This window comes from Paenarthrobacter sp. PAE-2, from assembly GCF_026013155.1.
Taxonomy (GTDB): Bacteria; Actinomycetota; Actinomycetes; order Actinomycetales; family Micrococcaceae; genus Arthrobacter; species Arthrobacter ureafaciens.
On sequence record NZ_JAPDNV010000001.1, the window covers coordinates 154,287 to 170,014 of the forward strand.

15 protein-coding genes are annotated in these 15,728 nt (G+C 64.5%); 11 read left to right on the forward strand and 4 right to left on the reverse strand.

Annotated elements, in window-relative coordinates; genetic code table 11:
* Positions 1 to 126 precede the first annotated feature (126 nt).
* Genes OCL88_RS00550 through OCL88_RS00570 form a run of 5 tightly spaced genes read left to right on the forward strand, consistent with a single transcriptional unit; the run spans position 127 to position 5,814 of the window.
* Positions 127 to 1,311, forward strand: coding sequence for a 5-(carboxyamino)imidazole ribonucleotide synthase (locus OCL88_RS00550; RefSeq protein ID WP_264961234.1), 1,185 nt, complete (start codon positions 127 to 129; stop codon positions 1,309 to 1,311).
* Positions 1,308 to 1,871 carry a 5-(carboxyamino)imidazole ribonucleotide mutase gene (gene purE, locus OCL88_RS00555; RefSeq protein WP_264961235.1) on the forward strand — a complete coding sequence of 188 codons (564 nt, stop codon included), beginning with the start codon at positions 1,308 to 1,310 and terminating at the stop codon, positions 1,869 to 1,871. Before OCL88_RS00550 ends, purE begins: the two co-directional genes overlap by 4 nt.
* A gap of 11 nt (positions 1,872 to 1,882) precedes the next feature.
* A complete protein-coding gene (locus OCL88_RS00560) occupies positions 1,883 to 3,553 on the forward strand; it encodes an LCP family protein (protein ID WP_264961236.1) in 1,671 nt (556 codons plus the stop codon).
* Between the two features lie 45 nt (positions 3,554 to 3,598).
* Positions 3,599 to 4,849: a mannose-6-phosphate isomerase, class I gene (gene manA, locus OCL88_RS00565; protein ID WP_264961237.1), complete on the forward strand. Its 1,251-nt coding sequence runs from the start codon at positions 3,599 to 3,601 to the stop codon at positions 4,847 to 4,849.
* 2 nt (positions 4,850 to 4,851) lie between these two features.
* On the forward strand, positions 4,852 to 5,814 hold the full coding sequence (locus tag OCL88_RS00570; protein WP_264961238.1) for a lipid II:glycine glycyltransferase FemX: 963 nt from the start codon (positions 4,852 to 4,854) through the stop codon (positions 5,812 to 5,814).
* A gap of 160 nt (positions 5,815 to 5,974) precedes the next feature.
* Here the strand turns inward: OCL88_RS00570 and glpX are convergent, their stop codons facing one another.
* On the reverse strand, positions 5,975 to 6,997 hold the full coding sequence (gene glpX, locus OCL88_RS00575; protein ID WP_264961239.1) for a class II fructose-bisphosphatase: 1,023 nt from the start codon (positions 6,995 to 6,997) through the stop codon (positions 5,975 to 5,977).
* A 200-nt stretch (positions 6,998 to 7,197) separates the two neighbouring features.
* Here glpX and OCL88_RS00580 point away from each other — a divergent pair, with 200 nt between their 5' ends.
* The 3 genes from OCL88_RS00580 to OCL88_RS00590 all read left to right on the forward strand — a co-directional run bounded on the left by OCL88_RS00580 (position 7,198) and on the right by OCL88_RS00590 (position 10,066).
* Positions 7,198 to 7,884 (forward strand): DUF4245 domain-containing protein, encoded by a 687-nt coding sequence (locus OCL88_RS00580; RefSeq protein WP_264961240.1) that lies wholly within the window; start codon positions 7,198 to 7,200, stop codon positions 7,882 to 7,884.
* 52 nt (positions 7,885 to 7,936) lie between these two features.
* Positions 7,937 to 8,551 carry a carbonic anhydrase gene (locus OCL88_RS00585; RefSeq protein WP_031216233.1) on the forward strand — a complete coding sequence of 205 codons (615 nt, stop codon included), beginning with the start codon at positions 7,937 to 7,939 and terminating at the stop codon, positions 8,549 to 8,551.
* An 87-nt stretch (positions 8,552 to 8,638) separates the two neighbouring features.
* Positions 8,639 to 10,066, forward strand: a complete 1,428-nt coding sequence (locus OCL88_RS00590) for a class II fumarate hydratase (RefSeq protein WP_021471496.1) — start codon at positions 8,639 to 8,641, stop codon at positions 10,064 to 10,066.
* A 94-nt stretch (positions 10,067 to 10,160) separates the two neighbouring features.
* Here the strand turns inward: OCL88_RS00590 and OCL88_RS00595 are convergent, their stop codons facing one another.
* Complete coding sequence (locus OCL88_RS00595; RefSeq protein WP_264961241.1) at positions 10,161 to 10,706, reverse strand: prepilin peptidase; 546 nt, start codon at positions 10,704 to 10,706, stop codon at positions 10,161 to 10,163.
* Positions 10,707 to 10,767: 61 nt separating this feature from the next.
* Between OCL88_RS00595 and OCL88_RS00600 the strand changes: the two genes are divergently transcribed.
* Together OCL88_RS00600 and OCL88_RS00605 are read left to right on the forward strand one after the other, a co-directional pair.
* The gene (locus OCL88_RS00600; RefSeq protein ID WP_264961242.1) at positions 10,768 to 11,487 is read left to right on the forward strand and encodes a hypothetical protein; all 720 of its coding nucleotides are present in this window, start codon (positions 10,768 to 10,770) and stop codon (positions 11,485 to 11,487) included.
* Between the two features lie 35 nt (positions 11,488 to 11,522).
* Positions 11,523 to 12,167, forward strand: a complete 645-nt coding sequence (locus OCL88_RS00605; protein ID WP_264961243.1) for a GNAT family N-acetyltransferase — start codon at positions 11,523 to 11,525, stop codon at positions 12,165 to 12,167.
* Positions 12,168 to 12,325: 158 nt separating this feature from the next.
* On the opposite strand, the gene OCL88_RS00610 is transcribed toward OCL88_RS00605, so the two are convergent.
* Both OCL88_RS00610 and OCL88_RS00615 read right to left on the reverse strand, forming a co-directional pair.
* Positions 12,326 to 13,693, reverse strand: a complete 1,368-nt coding sequence (locus tag OCL88_RS00610; RefSeq protein WP_254455157.1) for a PhoH family protein — start codon at positions 13,691 to 13,693, stop codon at positions 12,326 to 12,328.
* Positions 13,694 to 13,988: 295 nt separating this feature from the next.
* Positions 13,989 to 14,750 (reverse strand): isoprenyl transferase, encoded by a 762-nt coding sequence (locus tag OCL88_RS00615; RefSeq protein WP_021471501.1) that lies wholly within the window; start codon positions 14,748 to 14,750, stop codon positions 13,989 to 13,991.
* Between the two features lie 191 nt (positions 14,751 to 14,941).
* Here OCL88_RS00615 and trhA point away from each other — a divergent pair, with 191 nt between their 5' ends.
* Entirely contained in the window at positions 14,942 to 15,583 is a 642-nt protein-coding gene (gene trhA / locus OCL88_RS00620) for a PAQR family membrane homeostasis protein TrhA (protein WP_021471502.1), read from the forward strand.
* Positions 15,584 to 15,728: the final 145 nt, after the last annotated feature.

Consider the following 15,728-nt stretch of genomic DNA (forward strand, 5'->3'; position numbering starts at 1 on the left):
AGGGTCCTCCGCGGCCCTTAAAACACAGGTGGCAACGCTCCTGAACACAGTTGACTACGTTCCTGCCCGCAGTTGACTACGCTGGGGAATCCGTGATCGAGCCGCTGGTTCGGTAGGCTGAACCTTGTGACTTTTCCTGTTATTGGCGTTGTTGGCGGAGGCCAACTCGCACGCATGATGGCCCCGCCCGCTACTGCACTGGGCTTTGAACTACGCGTCCTGGCCGAAGGTGAGGACGTTTCAGCGGTAGCCGCCGTGGCCACAGCGCCTGTTGGCGATTACAAGGACCTGGACACCCTCCTTGAGTTTGCCAAGGGCGTGGATGTCCTGACCTTTGATCACGAACACGTCCCCACGGACCACTTGCACGCCCTGCTTGACGCCGGCGTGAACGTCCAACCCGGGCCGGAGTCACTGGTGAACGCCCAGGACAAACTGGTGATGCGTGCCGCGATCGACCGCCTCGGACTTCCCAACCCCGAGTGGGCTGCCGTGAGCACTGTGGAGGAGCTGGTGGCGTTCGGAGACAAGATCGGCTGGCCGGTGGTCCTGAAGACACCCCGCGGCGGTTATGACGGCAAGGGCGTGCGCATCGTCGACTCCCCCGAGGATGCCGCAGACACCGCCAGCTGGTTCCAGGCCATGAGTCCCCTCCTTGCCGAAGCCAAGGTGGACTTCAGCCGCGAGCTCTCCGCCCTGGTTGCGCGGACACCCAGCGGCGAGGCCCGTGCGTGGCCAGTGGTGCACACCATCCAAGTGGACGGGGTGTGCGATGAAGTCATTGCCCCCGCCCAGAACATCTCCGTGGAAGTGGCTGCCGCAGCCGAGGATGCTGCCCTGCGCATCGCCACGGAGCTTGGCGTCACGGGCGTCATGGCGGCTGAACTCTTTGAAACCCCGGGCGTCGGTGCCGGCTTCCTCATCAACGAGCTCGCCATGCGCCCGCACAACACCGGCCACTGGACCCAGGACGGCTCCATCACGAGCCAATTCGAACAGCACTTGCGCGCGGTCCTGGACCTTCCGCTGGGTGCCACGGACGCCCTGGCACCCGTGGCCGTCATGAAGAACTTCCTGGGCGGGGAAAACCAGGATCTTTTTGCTGCCTTCCCCCTGGCCCTGGCCTTTGAACCGGCTGCCAAGGTGCACTGCTACGGCAAGTCCGTGCGCCCCGGCCGCAAGATCGGCCACGTCAACCTGTTGGGCACAACCGCCTCCGACGTGGATTCCGTCCGTGCCCGCGCAACGGCAGTCGCAAACACCATCCGGGACGGCCGCGTCCCGTCGGAATCCTCTGAGGAGAACGCATGACAAACCCCACAGTCGCTCCCTTGGTAGGCCTCGTGATGGGTTCGGATTCGGACTGGCCGGTCATGGAGGCCGCGGCCGATGCTTTGGCGGAGTTCGGCATTCCGTTCGAGGCAGACGTCGTTTCCGCCCACCGGATGCCCACGGAGATGATCCGGTACGGCCAGACCGCCCATGAGCGCGGACTTCGCGTCATCATCGCCGGCGCCGGCGGAGCGGCACACCTGCCTGGCATGCTGGCCTCCGTCACGCCCCTTCCCGTGATTGGTGTTCCCGTTCCCTTGAAGACCCTGGACGGCATGGACTCGTTGTTGTCCATCGTCCAGATGCCTGCCGGCGTTCCGGTGGCCACCGTCTCGATCGCCGGTGCCCGGAACGCAGGCTTGCTGGCCGTCCGGATGCTGGCATCAGGAACTGACGACCTCGCTGTCCGCCTCCGCGAAGACCTCCTCACCTTCGCCCGGGAACTGAACGATACCGCCACCAGGAAGGGCGAAAACCTGCGGCAGAAAGTCAGCGAGGTCTTCGCTTCCGCAAACACTTCCGAGGGGAGCACCCGCTAGGAAGGCCGCGGATGACCACCATGAACCAGAACACCAGTCAGCGAGGCGGAGCCCTGACTGATCCCGTCAGATATCCGTCCGGGGCCAGCGCCCCGGTGCGGACCAAACGCGCGTTCGTGCTGGTCCTCCTCACCTTGTTCGTCCCCGGCAGCGCCCAGATCGTAGCCGGCGACCGGAAACTCGGCCGCCTTGCCCTGCGCGTAACCCTCGCAGTCTGGGCGGTAGCGATCCTGGCTTTACTGATCGCCGTCCTGAACCGCAGCCTCCTGCTGGGCATAGTGACGCACCCCGTCGGCTCCCTTGTGATCATCGTGGTGCTCATTGCCTTGGCCCTTGGCTGGGCCTTCCTGTTCCTCAACACACTCCGGATCATCCGTCCGGTTTTGCTGGCCCCGGGCATGCGGCCCATCATCGCCGTCGTGCTGGTCGCTGCCACTGTCCTGGGGAGCGGTTCACTCGGCTACCTCGCCTACGTCCTGAATGTCAGCAGGAACGCGATCAGCAGCATCTTCAATGCCGGGCCCGCCATTGATCCGGTAGACGGACGCTACAACTTCCTTATGATGGGCGGCGACGCCGGAGATGACCGCACCGGCCGCCGTCCGGACAGCCTCTCCGTCATCAGCGTGGACGCCAAGACCGGCGAAAGCGCCATCATCTCGGTGCCCCGAAACCTCCAGAATGCGCAGTTCAGCGAAGATTCGCCGATGCGCAAGATCTACCCCGACGGGTACAACTGCGGCAACGAGTGCCTCATCAACGCCGTCAACACGGAAGTCACCAACAACTACCAGGACCTGTACCCCGGCGTCGCAGACCCCGGGGCCCAAGCCACCCTTGAAGCGGTGTCCGGAACACTTGGCATCACTGTCCAGGCCTATGTCCTGGTGGACATGGACGGTTTCGCAAAACTGATCGACGCCATGGGCGGCATCCGTATCAAGGCCGGCGGCTGGGTTCCCATCAGCGGGCCCGTCACCGACGAAGCCAACGGAATCCACGGCATGCCTGACGGTTGGATCCCGGCCGGCGACCAGCACCTGGATGGCTTCCACGCCCTGTGGTACGGACGGTCCCGCGAGTTCGTGGACGACTACGCCCGCATCGCCCGCCAGCAGTGCGTGCAGCAGGCCATGCTGAAGCAGTTGGATCCGGCAACCCTGCTGACCAAGTTCGAGGACATCGCCAACGCAGGGACCAAGGTGGTGGATTCGAACATCTCGTCATCCCAGTTGGGCAGCTTCGTCGACCTCGCTTTGAAATCGAAGAACCAGCCGGTCAAACGCCTCACCATCGGCCCGCCGGACTTCGACGCCTCCTTCTCCACGGTGCCCGATTTCGACCTGATCCATTCAAGGGTCCAGCAACTGCTGACGCCTTCCAACGGACCCAAGGCCAACGACTCCATAGTGTCCAACACCGCGCCGGGAGCGGGTCCAATAGTCGCCTCCGGTCCGGTTCAACCGCAGCTCTCCCTCCAACAGCAGGCAGCCGTCCAGCCAGCAGTTCTCAAGCCCGCCGGCCAGCAGCCCTCGCCGTCGTCGTCGGACTTCACTCCGGTCACCACCACCCCTGACGGCACCCCGATCACCGAGGAACTGCTCAACGGCCTCAAAGCGCAGGGTGACGAACAGGGTATCCGTAACCTCGTGGCCACCAATGGCCAGTGCGCCCCGCTCTAACCGCCCCTTTTCATCCCATTCCGAGCAACATAAGGACTTCTTTCCGTGTATCTGATTGAGAATGTTTTGCGGCCCTACGTGTGGGGTTCGACGACGGCGATCGCGGACTTGCTGGGGCGGCCCGCTTCGGGGGGTCCGGAAGCGGAGCTTTGGATCGGGGCCCATCCGGATTCGCCGTCCACCGCCATCCACCCCAACGGCGTGACGCAGTCCCTGGATGAATTAATCGCCTCGAACCCGCTACACCATCTGGGCGCAGAGAGCCTGGCGGAGTTCGGCCCCCGGCTGCCCTTCCTGACCAAGGTCCTCGCAGCTGAGCAGCCGCTGTCCCTGCAGGTACACCCGAGCCTGGAGCAGGCGCGCGAGGGTTTCGCACGGGAGAATGCTGCAGGGTTGCCCGCGGATGCCGCCGAGCGGAACTACCGCGATGACAACCACAAGCCGGAGTTGATCTTCGCCCTGACGCCGTTCCGGGCCCTGTGCGGTTTCCGGTCCGCCGCAGCCGCGAAGGGCATCTTCGAACACCTTGCGACGATCCTGGATTCGGCAGCCATGGATGCCCCGGACACCATCACGGGCGTCATCGCCGATCTTGGCCAGCCTGACGAGTCCGCAGCGCTCCGGGCCGCTTTTACCCGGCTGATTGAAGGTGGACGCACGGTTTCCGGAGCCGTGGTCGCCGTGGAATCCGTGCTCCGCGCAGGTGCTCCGCGGGAACCGCACCAGGAAGCGCTGACCACCCTGCTGGACATCAACGACGCCTTCCCCGGCGATCCCGGCGTCCTCATTTCGCTGCTGCTGAACCTTGTGTCCTTGGAGCCGGGGCAAGCAATATACCTCCCTGCCGGGAACATCCACGCCTACATCCGGGGCTTGGGCATTGAGGTCATGGCGTCCTCGGACAACGTGCTCCGCGGCGGGCTCACGCCAAAGCATGTGGATGTGGCCGAACTGCTCAAGACCGTCCGCTTCGAGTCTTTGGGCGTGCCCAGGGTATTGGCCGAGGGCACGGAATTCGGGCAGGAACTGTACCGTCCGCCTTTCAAGGAATTCCAGCTCCAACGGATCGAACTGGGTCCGGACGCAGCCCCGGTGCCTTTGGCACAAACCGGTCCGGCCGTCGTCGTGGTTGTTGCCGGAACTGTGGTACTCGACTCCCCCAAGAGCGATCTCCGCGTGCAGCGCGGTGGCGCCGCGTTCATCCCGGAGATTGAGAACCCGGTCAACGTACACCCTGTCCAGGGTGCCACCGGAACCAGCGTGGCCTTCGCCGTGACCACCGGACTGGGGAAATAAGCATGGACCATTTCCTGCAGACGCCCGCGTGGGCCGGTGTCCAGCGTGCCCTCGGCCGCCGGGTCCATGAGAAATCGGGACCGGGCTGGAGCTTCCTCGCGATCGAGGAAAAGAACCCCGCCGGCAAGGTTCTCTACTCCCCCTACGGACCCGTGGCAGATTCCGTGGAAGCGTTCGACGCCGCCACGGCGGCTCTGGTGGCCCTGGCCAAGGAGGTCCATGCTGTCTTCGTGCGCATGGAGCCCGTTGCGGCTGGATTCACAGCGTCCGACGCCGGAGCCCTCCTGCGAGCCCGCGGGCTGCGGCCGGCGCCGGTCAACCAGCAGCCGGAGCTGAGCTGGGTGGTTGACCTTGAGGGGGACTTCAAGGACGTGCTGGCCGGGATGAAGCCGACCAACCGCAACCTTTACCGCAACATCCACAAGAAGGGTGTGACGTTCCGGACGTCGCAGGACTCCGCCGACGTTTCCGTCCTGCTGCACTTCCTGCACCTCACCGCGGCCCGGAACGGATTCAAACCGCAGAGTGACGGGTACCTGACCACCGTTGCGCAGTCGCTGCTACCCTCCGGCGCGGGCACGTTGTTCATCGCCGAGCTTGAGGGCGAGCCGATCGCGGCGGCCTTCGCCTACGACTCCGCCGATACCCGCGTCTACGCCCATGCAGCCCTGGACGACGCCCACCGGAAGCTCAGCGCGGGCATCCCCTTGCTGGTCAACCTCATGGCCGATGCCAAGGAGAAGGGCCTCAAGCACGTGGACCTGTGGGGCGTGGCCCCGGAAGGCGAACCGGACCACAAGTGGGCGGGCTTCACGGCCTTCAAGAAGTCCTTCGGCGGACGCGAGGTGTCCTACCCCGGCACCTGGGACCTCCCGGTCAACAAAGCCCGCTACGGCGCCTACCAACTGGCCAGGAAACTCCGCGACACAGCAAAAACCCTGCGCAACAAACTTCCCCGCCCCTAATCACCCCAAGAAGCGCCAAGGTTAAACCGCGGCACCAAAACGCACCGGGATAGCGAAAGGCGCCCCATCGCGTCAGCGGCATCAAATCGACGAGGAACGAGGAGATAGCCGCAGAGCGATGGGGCGCCTTTCGCGCCCAGGGCGCGATGAGCCGGGGGTACTAAGCCTTGCGCGCGTACGTCTCCCACTTGGACGCCAGGTGCTCTGCGTCCACGAAGCGCACGGTTCCGGACTTGGAGCGCATGACGATCGACTGGGTGAGCACGCGGTCCTTCGTGTAGCGGACGCCACGCAGGAGGTCGCCGTCAGTGATACCGGTGGCTGCAAAGTAGCAGTTGTCCGAGGTGACGAGGTCGTTGGTGGACAGGACGCGGTCAAGGTCGTGACCGGCGTCGATGGCCTTCTGCTTCTCGTCATCGGAGGTGGGCCAGAGACGGCCCTGGATCACGCCGCCCAAGGACTTGATGGCGCAGGCTGCAACGATGCCTTCGGGGGTGCCGCCGATGCCCATGAGGGCGTCGACGCCGGTGCCGGTACGGGCCGCGGCAATGGCGCCGGCTACGTCGCCGTCCATGATGAACTTGGTGCGCGCACCTGCCTCGCGGATTTCCTCCACGAGCGGGCGGTGGCGGTCGCGGTCAAGGATCATGACGTTGAGCTGGTTGACCTTGACGCCCTTTGCCTTGGCAATGAGGTGCAGGTTTTGCTTGACCGGGAGGCGGAGGTCCACCATGTCGGCGGCTTCGGGGCCTGTGACGAGCTTCTCCATGTAGAAGACGGCCGAGGGGTCGAACATCGATCCGCGCTCGGCAACCGCCAGGACTGCCAGGGCGTTGTTGATGCCAAGGGCGGTCAGGCGGGTTCCGTCGATGGGGTCGACGGCGACGTCGCATTCAGGGCCGGTGCCGTCGCCAACCTGCTCACCGTTGAACAGCATGGGGGCTTCGTCTTTTTCGCCTTCACCAATCACCACGACGCCGTTGAAGTGGACGGTGTGAAGGAACGAACGCATGGCATCCACGGCGGCGCCGTCTGCCTTGTTCTTGTCGCCGAAACCAACCCAGTGGCCACCGGCAATGGCCGCGGCCTCGGTGACACGGACGAGTTCCAGCGCGAGGTTGCGGTCGGGTTCGTCGGTGCCGACGGCGAGCGACGGCGAAATCGTGGAATACTGCTGGGTCATTGGTGCAGGAGACACTTGAACCTCTTCTTCGAGTGACGATTCACGGGGCCGGACACGGTTGCACTGGGGCTAACCCGGGGTCCCTACCAACGATCATAGTCGCCAGAGGGGCTTGGAGCCTCTGGATGACCACCGCCCGCAATGCCCGCGGCGAGGTTCCCGGTTGTGTGTTAGGTGCGGCGATGAGGGACTATGGAAGGGTGAGTGAAACGCAGGACAAGCCCGCCGCCGGCAATGACCAGACCGCCCCGGAGCCCCATTCGAACAACGCCCCGGACGCCTCGGAAGCCCCGTACAAACCCGTCATTGCGGCGAAGGCGGCAAAACGCGCCAATGCTTCGGTCATCGGCATGGTTATTGCCCTGGTCCTCTGCGTCCTCGCATTCCTTCCTGTGGTCTTGATGAATCCGGCCCCCAAGGGCGAGAACTTCCGGCCCGCCGTCGACGTCCCTGCGATCGCCCGGAACGCTGCGGATGTGGCCGGATTCACACCCGTAACTCCGGATACCGGTGACACATTCCGGCCCAACTACGCCCGTTGGGAAAGCGGCACGGGCACAGGCGTCCCCACGTGGGAAGTCGGCTACCTGACGCCGAAGGAAGCCTTCATCGGCCTGACCCAGACCCGGGAAGCGAACCCCACCTGGGTCCTCCAGCAGACCGGCAACCTGCCCGTGACGGGAACCCGGAACGCCGGCGGACAGGACTGGGAGCTTCGCGATTCCGGCAAGGAAAAGCGCAGCATGACCCTTGAGTACAAAGGCACCACCATCATCCTCAGCGGCACAGCGAACCTTGAGGAATTCGCGGCCCTGGCTGCCGCCGTCGTGAAGTCCGCAGACGAGGCTCCTGCGGCCGGCGCGCCGGCCACGACTCCGGCTCCCTGACGCCGGACGCAACACTTCGTGACCTAAGGGTCAGGCGCCGTAAAGTAATAAGGTGCCTACTTATTTGACTCCAGCCCTTGCCTGGCGCCGGCTGCGCGAGGGTAATGAACGCTTTGTTTCCGGCGAATCCCGCCACCCCAACCAGGACGCGGCCCGTCGTTCGTCGCTTCTTGAGGGCCAGAATCCTTTCGCGGTCATCTTTGGCTGCGCGGATTCGCGCCTCGCGGCAGAGATCATCTTCGACCTCGGGCTGGGCGACGCCTTCGTGGTGCGGACAGCAGGCCAGGTGATCGATGACGCGGTCCTGGGTTCGCTCGAGTACAGCATCAGCGAACTCAAAGTTCCGCTGATCGCCATCCTGGGCCACGACAGCTGCGGGGCAGTTACCGCGACCAAGGGCGCGGTGGAAACCGGTGAGATGCCTCCGGGCTTCATCAGGGACCTCGTCGAACGCATTACCCCGTCGGTGCTCACGGCCAAGCGCAATGGCCAGGAAGAGGTCAACGACATGGTGGTGGAGCACGTCAAGCAGACCGCGCAGCGCCTCGCGGACAGCTCCCGTGTGATTTCCGACGCCATTGAAGAAGGCCGCGTTGCCGTCATCGGTCTTTCCTACAAGCTTGGCGAGGGCCAGGCGGCCCTTGTTTCCGCGATCGGCGACGTTTAAGGGCTCGTGCCCCGGCCTTCCAGCCGGGGCACGTAGCACTGACCTCCTGGTTTTCGATGGAGCCTGAAGTCGCCCTAAGCTAGCCCCATGACTTCCACCACTGAGTTCCGTATTGAACATGACACCATGGGCGAAGTTCGCGTCCCCGTGAACGCCCTGTACCGCGCCCAGACGCAGCGCGCCGTGGAGAACTTCCCGATTTCCGGCAAGACCCTGGAACGTGCGCACATTGAGGCCCTTGCCCGCGTCAAGAAGGCTGCTGCACTCGCGAACGCCGAACTGGGGGTGCTCGATGGCGAGCTCGCCGAAGCTATCGCCGCTGCAGCCGATGAGGTTGCCACCGGCAAGTATGACGGCGACTTCCCGATCGATGTCTTCCAGACCGGTTCGGGCACGTCGTCCAACATGAACACCAACGAGGTCATCGCCGAACTCGCGTCGCGTGCTCTCTCCGCTGCCGGCAGCGACAAGGTGGTCCACCCCAACGACCACGTCAACGCTTCCCAGTCCTCCAACGACGTCTTCCCGACCTCCGTGCACGTTGCCGCCACCTCCGCCCTGATGAACGACCTGATCCCGGCGTTGGAGTACCTGGCAGCATCGCTTGAGCGCAAGGCCGCTGAGTTCAAGGACGTCGTCAAGTCCGGCCGTACGCACCTCATGGACGCCACCCCGGTCACGCTCGGCCAGGAGTTCGGCGGCTACGCAGCCCAGGTCCGCTACGGCATTGAGCGCATCAACGCCGCACTCCCCCGCGTTGCCGAGGTTCCCCTGGGCGGCACGGCCGTGGGCACCGGCATCAACACTCCGGCAGGCTTCCCGGAACGCGTCATTGAACTCCTCGCAGCCGACACTGGCCTGCCCCTCACCGAGGCCCGCGACCACTTCGAAGCCCAGGCCAACCGCGACGGCCTCATCGAGGGCTCCAGCCAGCTGCGCAACATTGCGATCTCCTTCATGAAGATCAACAATGACCTCCGCTGGATGGGATCGGGCCCCAACACCGGCCTCGGCGAAATCGCGATTCCGGACCTGCAGCCGGGCTCCTCGATCATGCCGGGCAAGGTCAACCCGGTGATCTGCGAGGCGTCCATCATGGTGTGTGCCCAGGTCATCGGCAACGACACCGCCATTGCATGGTCCGGCACCAACGGCGCTTTCGAGCTCAACGTCGGCATCCCCGTCATGGCCGCCAACCTGCTTGAGTCCATCCGCCTGCTGGCCAACACCAGCCGCGTCATGGCCGACAAGATGATCGACGGCATCACCGCCAACGTCGAGCGCGCACGCTTCCTGGCCGAGGCCTCCCCCTCGATCGTGACCCCGCTGAACAAGTACATCGGTTACGAGAACGCCGCGAAGATCGCCAAGCTCGCCGTCAAGGACGGTTTGACCGTCCGCCAGGCCACGGAACAGCTTGGCTTCGTGGGTGAGGGCGAAGGCAAGGTCTCCGAGGCGGACCTGGACAAGGCCCTGGATGTCACCACCATGACCGCCCCGGCGCACAAGGCATAGTCCCCGCCGCCTCCGGCGAGGCATGAGTGAGTACGACGACGGCCGGTTGCCTTCCCGCACGGGAGGTGGCCGGCCGTCGTCGTTCTGTGTGGGATCAAGCCGGTAAAACCACCATGGCGGCGGCCGCGCCGGCCAGCATGAACGGACCGAAAGGAATAGCGGAGCCAAGATTGGCCCGGCGCGCCACCAGGACTACCACTCCCCACAGTCCGCCCAGAAGGAAGGCCGCGAATGTGCCCGCGAAGACGTGCCCCCATCCCAGGTATCCCAGGTACAGGCCGAGCACCCCTGCCAGTTTGACGTCGCCGAACCCCATGCCCGGCGGGTAGACGGTGCGCAGCAGGAAGTAGAACAGCCACAGTGCCGCACCTCCGGCAAGGACATTGAGGCCCGGCACGCCGAAGAGGGGTGCGCCGAGGTCCTTGTCCGCACCCCCTATGGCGGCGACTACTGCAGCGCCCGGAAGCAGAACGCCTGCCACTCCGTAGGAGGGAAAGACGATGCGGTTGGGCAAAAGGTGGCTTCGGATATCGATCACGGTCAGCCGCGCTGCCATGACCAGGAAGAACAGGCATGCCAGCAGCACCAGCCAGAATCCAAAAGGGCTGGCGGTCCAGAGCTCGGCAAGTCGTCGAATCACCATCGGATGCTACCGCGGATTGGGCCCGGGACCGGATTGCACCACTGGGTACACTGTGGATATGGGGTTCCGGAACCTGTGCCGCTCTTCACCGTGGAGATGGACAAGCCTGCGTTTCGAATACCTCGAACTGCCGGCAACGGGCGCTGCCATGGTCCGTGCCTGGTTGAGGCGTCCGGGGGCACTGAGGCTGGAGAGCCCCGACGGCAAGCTGCTCTACAGCACCACCGGCATCAACGACTCCAAGGATGAGTTCTACGTCAGCTCCACACGCCGTTCATGGCTCCTGCCTCCGCATCTGGTGACCCCTGTCTATGACGACGCCGGCCTGGTGCAGCGGCGGCCGGAAGCGGCCTACGGTGAACCGTCGTTCGGCAACGGCAGGCTGGCGGCGGCGCTGGACCCCGTGGAGTTGGCGGGCAATGCCCCCGTGCCCCTGGAGTTCCCCGAGTCCAACCCGGTCTCCTTTCCGGAGCCGCGCGAGGTGGACCATGAGGGCCGCCCGGCTTTGGAGGCCATAGTCACCCGCGGCCGGACATACCGCCCCCTGGACCCGGACCAGCCTTTGGCGCATCCGGGCCGCACGCTCATCCGCATCGATATCCAGACGGGCGTTTGCGTCGCGAGCCGGTCGCTCGACGGCGATTCGTCCGGAAAAGGTCACTGGCTCAAGATCCTGGGCGTTGACGAGTACATGCTGGACGACCTTTTCCTGGCCGAATCCATGAACCTCACTGACGTCCGCCGGCACATCCCTTGGGACATCGGCCCCGCAGCCTGACCACCACGAACGGGAAGCTTGGCTAGACTACGGCGATGACTTCGTTGGCAGACATCTGGCCCCCTTTCGCCCTCACACTGGCCACCCCGCGGCTGAGCTTGCGGCCAATTTTCGACGCCGACATCCCGGCTGCCGTCGCGGCCGCCCGTTCCGGCGTCCACCAGCCGGGCAAGAGCCCGTTCAGCACCCCGTGGGCGGAGTTACCGGAGGACGAGCTGGCACCGAACATGGCCCAGTGGTACTGGCGCTGCCGTGCCGGCTTCACCCGCGAATCATGGACGCTCCTGCTGGGCGTTTGGCAGGACGGTGAACTCCTCGGCGTCCAGGACCTTGGGGCCAGGAACTTCGCCGTCCTCAAAACGGTCAGCACCGGGTCCTGGCTCAAGCAAACGGCTCAGGGCCGCGGCATCGGCAAGGAGATGCGCGCCGCCGTCGTGAGCTTCGCGTTCGATTACCTGGGCGCCGACGTCGCCGAATCCGAAGCTGCAGCCTGGAACAAGCAGTCCTTGGGCGTCTCCACCAGTCTCGGCTACGAACCCAACGGCCTCTTCCGGGACTCTTGGGGCACCAAGGTGGAGGAAGTCCAAAGGGTCCGCCTCACCCCACCCACCTTCAAGCGCCCCGACTGGCCCCTCAAAGTCCAAGGCCACGAAGGGCTGAAAACCTACTTGGGTCTCTGACGGCTAGCCCGCGCGCGACGGCGGGCTCCCGGAAAGGAGCGCATCGCGACGCATCGGCCCCCTAAGGTCGCTTAGCGACCGAAGGGGGCCTTATGCGTTGTGTCTAAGCGACGGCGGGAGGCCGCTGTCGCGCGGACCTAACTGTTGCGGCAGACACCCTAGATTTCTGCCCCTTCGAGCAGATCCGTTACGAGCGCCGCAATCGGTGAACGCTCGGAGCGGGTGAGGGTGATGTGGCCGAACAGCGGATGGCCCTTGAACGTTTCGACGACGGCGGCCACGCCGTCGTGCCTGCCGACGCGGAGGTTGTCGCGCTGGGCAACGTCGTGCGTAAGGACAATCTTGGAGTTCTGCCCTATGCGGCTCATGACCGTCAGGAGCACGTTCTTCTCCAGGGACTGGGCCTCATCAACGATCACGAAGGCGTCGTGCAGCGAGCGGCCACGGATGTGCGTGAGGGGAAGTACCTCCAGCATCCCGCGGTCCATGACTTCTTCGACGACCTCTTCGCTGACCAAGGCGCCGAGGGTGTCGAACACGGCCTGGGCCCAGGGGTTCATCTTTTCCGACTCGGAGCCCGGGAGGTAGCCCAGCTCCTGGCCACCCACCGCGTAGAGCGGGCGGAAGACGACGACCTTGCGGTGCTCACGGCGTTCCAGGACTGCTTCCAGGCCGGCACACAATGCCAAAGCGGACTTGCCCGTGCCGGCGCGTCCGCCGATCGACACGATGCCGACGGAGGGGTCCATGAGGAGGTCAATGGCGAGCCGCTGTTCGGCGGAGCGGCCGTGCAATCCGAAGACGTCGCGATCGCCCTTGACGAGCCGCACCTGCTTGTCGTGGCCAACCCTGCCGAGGGCCGAGCCACGGTTGGAGAGGAGCACCAGCCCGGTGTTGACGGGCAATTCCGCAGCCGCCGGGATGAAGACGGGTTCGTGGCCGTAGAGGGTACTGATCTCCTGCTCGTTGGCCTCGATCTCGGCCATGCCGGTCCAGCCTGAGTCCTTGACCAGTTCGTTGCGGTACTCATCAGCCTGGAGGCCCATGGCTGATGCCTTGACCCGCATCGGCAGGTCTTTGGAAACGACTGTGACGTTGCGTCCTTCATTGGCCAGGTTCTTGGCCACGGCCAGGATCCGGCTGTCGTTGTCGCCGCCGCGGAAGCCCGCGGGGAGCACCTCCGGGGAGATGTGGTTCAGTTCAACGCGCAGCATCCCGCCCTCCGAGCCTATGGGGATGGCGTGGTCCAGGCCGCCGTGCTCGATCCGGAGGTCATCGAGGAGCCTCAATGCCTTGCGGGCAAAGTACCCCAGCTCGGGATCGTGGCGTTTGCCTTCCAACTCGCTGATGACCACGATCGGAACGATCACCTCGTGCTCGGCGAAGCGCAGCAGGGCGTGCGGATCGGAGAGAAGCACGGACGTGTCGATGACGTAGCTGTGGCCAGTGGGTGACGCGGCGCTTATTGTCCCTTTGGTGGCGCGTTTGGCGCGGGAGGTAGCTGCACTTTCCCCGTCGGAAACCATTGCGGGCAGTTGCTCTGAAATAGCCACATCGACTCCAGCCCCGGGCGTTGCCCGGCCTTATGGTGAAAGCGGCTCGGCCGGAAGGCCGGGCGTGGCCTCCCCTGTAACTGGTGCGATGTTCCGCTCCATCTACTGGCCTCCCCGATCAGCGGGCGGTTTTGCCTGCTGATGGGAATAACGTAATCCCGCCCACAATCATTTCCGTGGTCCTCCCCCGGCAAGTCGCGGGTCGGGAGGATGAATTTTTCGTAAACCGGATGTCCCGGCTACCGAGGACCAGGCCTGCAGTGTGGTGCTAGGAACCGAAGCGCCGCTGGCGGCCTGCGTAATCGCGGAGGGCGCGCAGGAAGTCGACCTTGCGGAAGGCGGGCCACAGGGCTTCACAGAAGTAGAACTCGCTGTAGGCGCTCTGCCACATCAGGAAGCCGGAGAGCCGCTGCTCGCCCGAGGTCCGGATGACCAGGTCCGGGTCCGGCTGGCCACGGGTGTAAAGGAAGCGGGAGATGTCGTCCACCGACAGCTCGTCAGCCACGTCTGCCATATTCCGGCCCTTGGCGACGGCGTCGTGCAGAAGTTCGCGGACGGCGTCGACGATTTCGCGGCGGCCCCCGTAGCCCACAGCGACGTTGACGTGGATCTTCTCGTGGACGGGCGTCCTGGCTGTCAGCTTGTTGAGGCGTTCAGCGAGGTAATCGGGCAGGAGCTCCGGTGCGCCCATGGCATGGACGGAGATGTCGGCGTTTTCATCCAGCCGGTCCATGGTGTTGGCGATGATGCCCATCAGGAGGTCGAGTTCCTCCCCCGAGCGGTTCATGTTGTCCGTGGACAGCATGTAGAGGGTGACTACCTTGACTCCGAGTTCCTGGCACCAGCCAAGGAACTCGTGGATTTTATCCGCGCCCGCTTGGTGGCCCTGGCTTGTTGGGGCGTTGAATTGCCTGGCCCACCTGCGGTTGCCGTCAACCATGACGCCTATGTGACGCGGAATTCTTTCATGGTCCAGGGATTTGAGGAGGCGGCGCTCGTAGAAGCCATAGAGGAAACCGGGCAGTTCCACCGGACTCTCACCTGACTTCCTTGCTGTTTTCGATCAACCGCCTGTTTCGATCAACCGCCTGATTTCGATCAACCGCGCACTGTCAAGGCTACCTGCCCGGACAGCCCGGCCAGTGCAGGCAACACTTCGGAGTGAGGCCAAGGATTTATTACCAACCAGTAACTTACCGAAGCGTAAGTTATGCTGGAAGGATGGTCGAACTGCTCAATGACAAGCCGCTGTGGCGCGGTTGGATCCACGCCGTAGCGACGCCTTTTGCCTTGGCTGCGGGAATCGTTTTGGTGGTACTGGCCCCTACCGTGGACCGCAAAATCACCTCCGGTATCTACGCCCTGACGGGTGTCCTCCTGTTCGGCGTGAGCGCGGTCTACCACCGCGGCAACTGGGCCCCGACTGCCAGGATGGTCCTCAAAAGGCTGGACCACACCAACATCATGCTGGTGATTGCCGGCAGCTACACGCCGCTCGCCTGGTCCCTGCTGGAACGCTCCCAAGCCGTAACGCTCCTGTGGATCATCTGGTCCGCGGCGATCGCAGGCGTCCTCTTCAGGGTCATCTGGACCCATGCCCCGAGGTGGCTTTACGTCCCTGTCTACATTGCACTCGGCTGCGGGGCCTTGTTCTACCTTCCGCAGTTCTTCACCGCGAATGCCGCAGCAGCGATTCTGATTTGCGTGGGCGGGGCTTTCTACATCGCCGGAGCAGTGTTCTATGGCCTTAAGAAACCCAATTTCAGCGCCACCCACTTCGGTTTCCACGAGCTGTTCCACGCCTTCACGGTGTTTGGCTTCGCCTCCCACTTCATCGCGATCATGATTGCCGTGCTCAGCTAGTCATCGCCGCCAGCCGGACCCTCACCTCAGCCGCCGTTTGCAGGGGTCGTTCACACACCATGTCCCGGCAGAGATACACCCGGGGAGAGCCGTCGGCAACCCCTGAACGGTGCTGCAACAAAGGCACCTCGACGCCGGCAGCCGG

What these genes read in the sequence shown, in the direction of transcription:
- purE (WP_264961235.1), top strand. Translation starts at nt 1,308, where the DNA reads ATGACAAACCCCACAGTCGCTCCCTTGGTAGGCCTCGTGATGGGTTCG.
- OCL88_RS00560 (WP_264961236.1), top strand. Translation starts at nt 1,883, where the DNA reads ATGACCACCATGAACCAGAACACCAGTCAGCGAGGCGGAGCCCTGACT.
- OCL88_RS00570 (WP_264961238.1), top strand. Translation starts at nt 4,852, where the DNA reads ATGGACCATTTCCTGCAGACGCCCGCGTGGGCCGGTGTCCAGCGTGCC.
- glpX (WP_264961239.1), bottom strand. Translation starts at nt 6,997, where the DNA reads ATGACCCAGCAGTATTCCACGATTTCGCCGTCGCTCGCCGTCGGCACC.
- OCL88_RS00590 (WP_021471496.1), top strand. Translation starts at nt 8,639, where the DNA reads ATGACTTCCACCACTGAGTTCCGTATTGAACATGACACCATGGGCGAA.
- OCL88_RS00600 (WP_264961242.1), top strand. Translation starts at nt 10,768, where the DNA reads ATGGGGTTCCGGAACCTGTGCCGCTCTTCACCGTGGAGATGGACAAGC.
- OCL88_RS00605 (WP_264961243.1), top strand. Translation starts at nt 11,523, where the DNA reads ATGACTTCGTTGGCAGACATCTGGCCCCCTTTCGCCCTCACACTGGCC.
- OCL88_RS00610 (WP_254455157.1), bottom strand. Translation starts at nt 13,693, where the DNA reads ATGGTTTCCGACGGGGAAAGTGCAGCTACCTCCCGCGCCAAACGCGCC.
- trhA (WP_021471502.1), top strand. Translation starts at nt 14,942, where the DNA reads ATGGTCGAACTGCTCAATGACAAGCCGCTGTGGCGCGGTTGGATCCAC.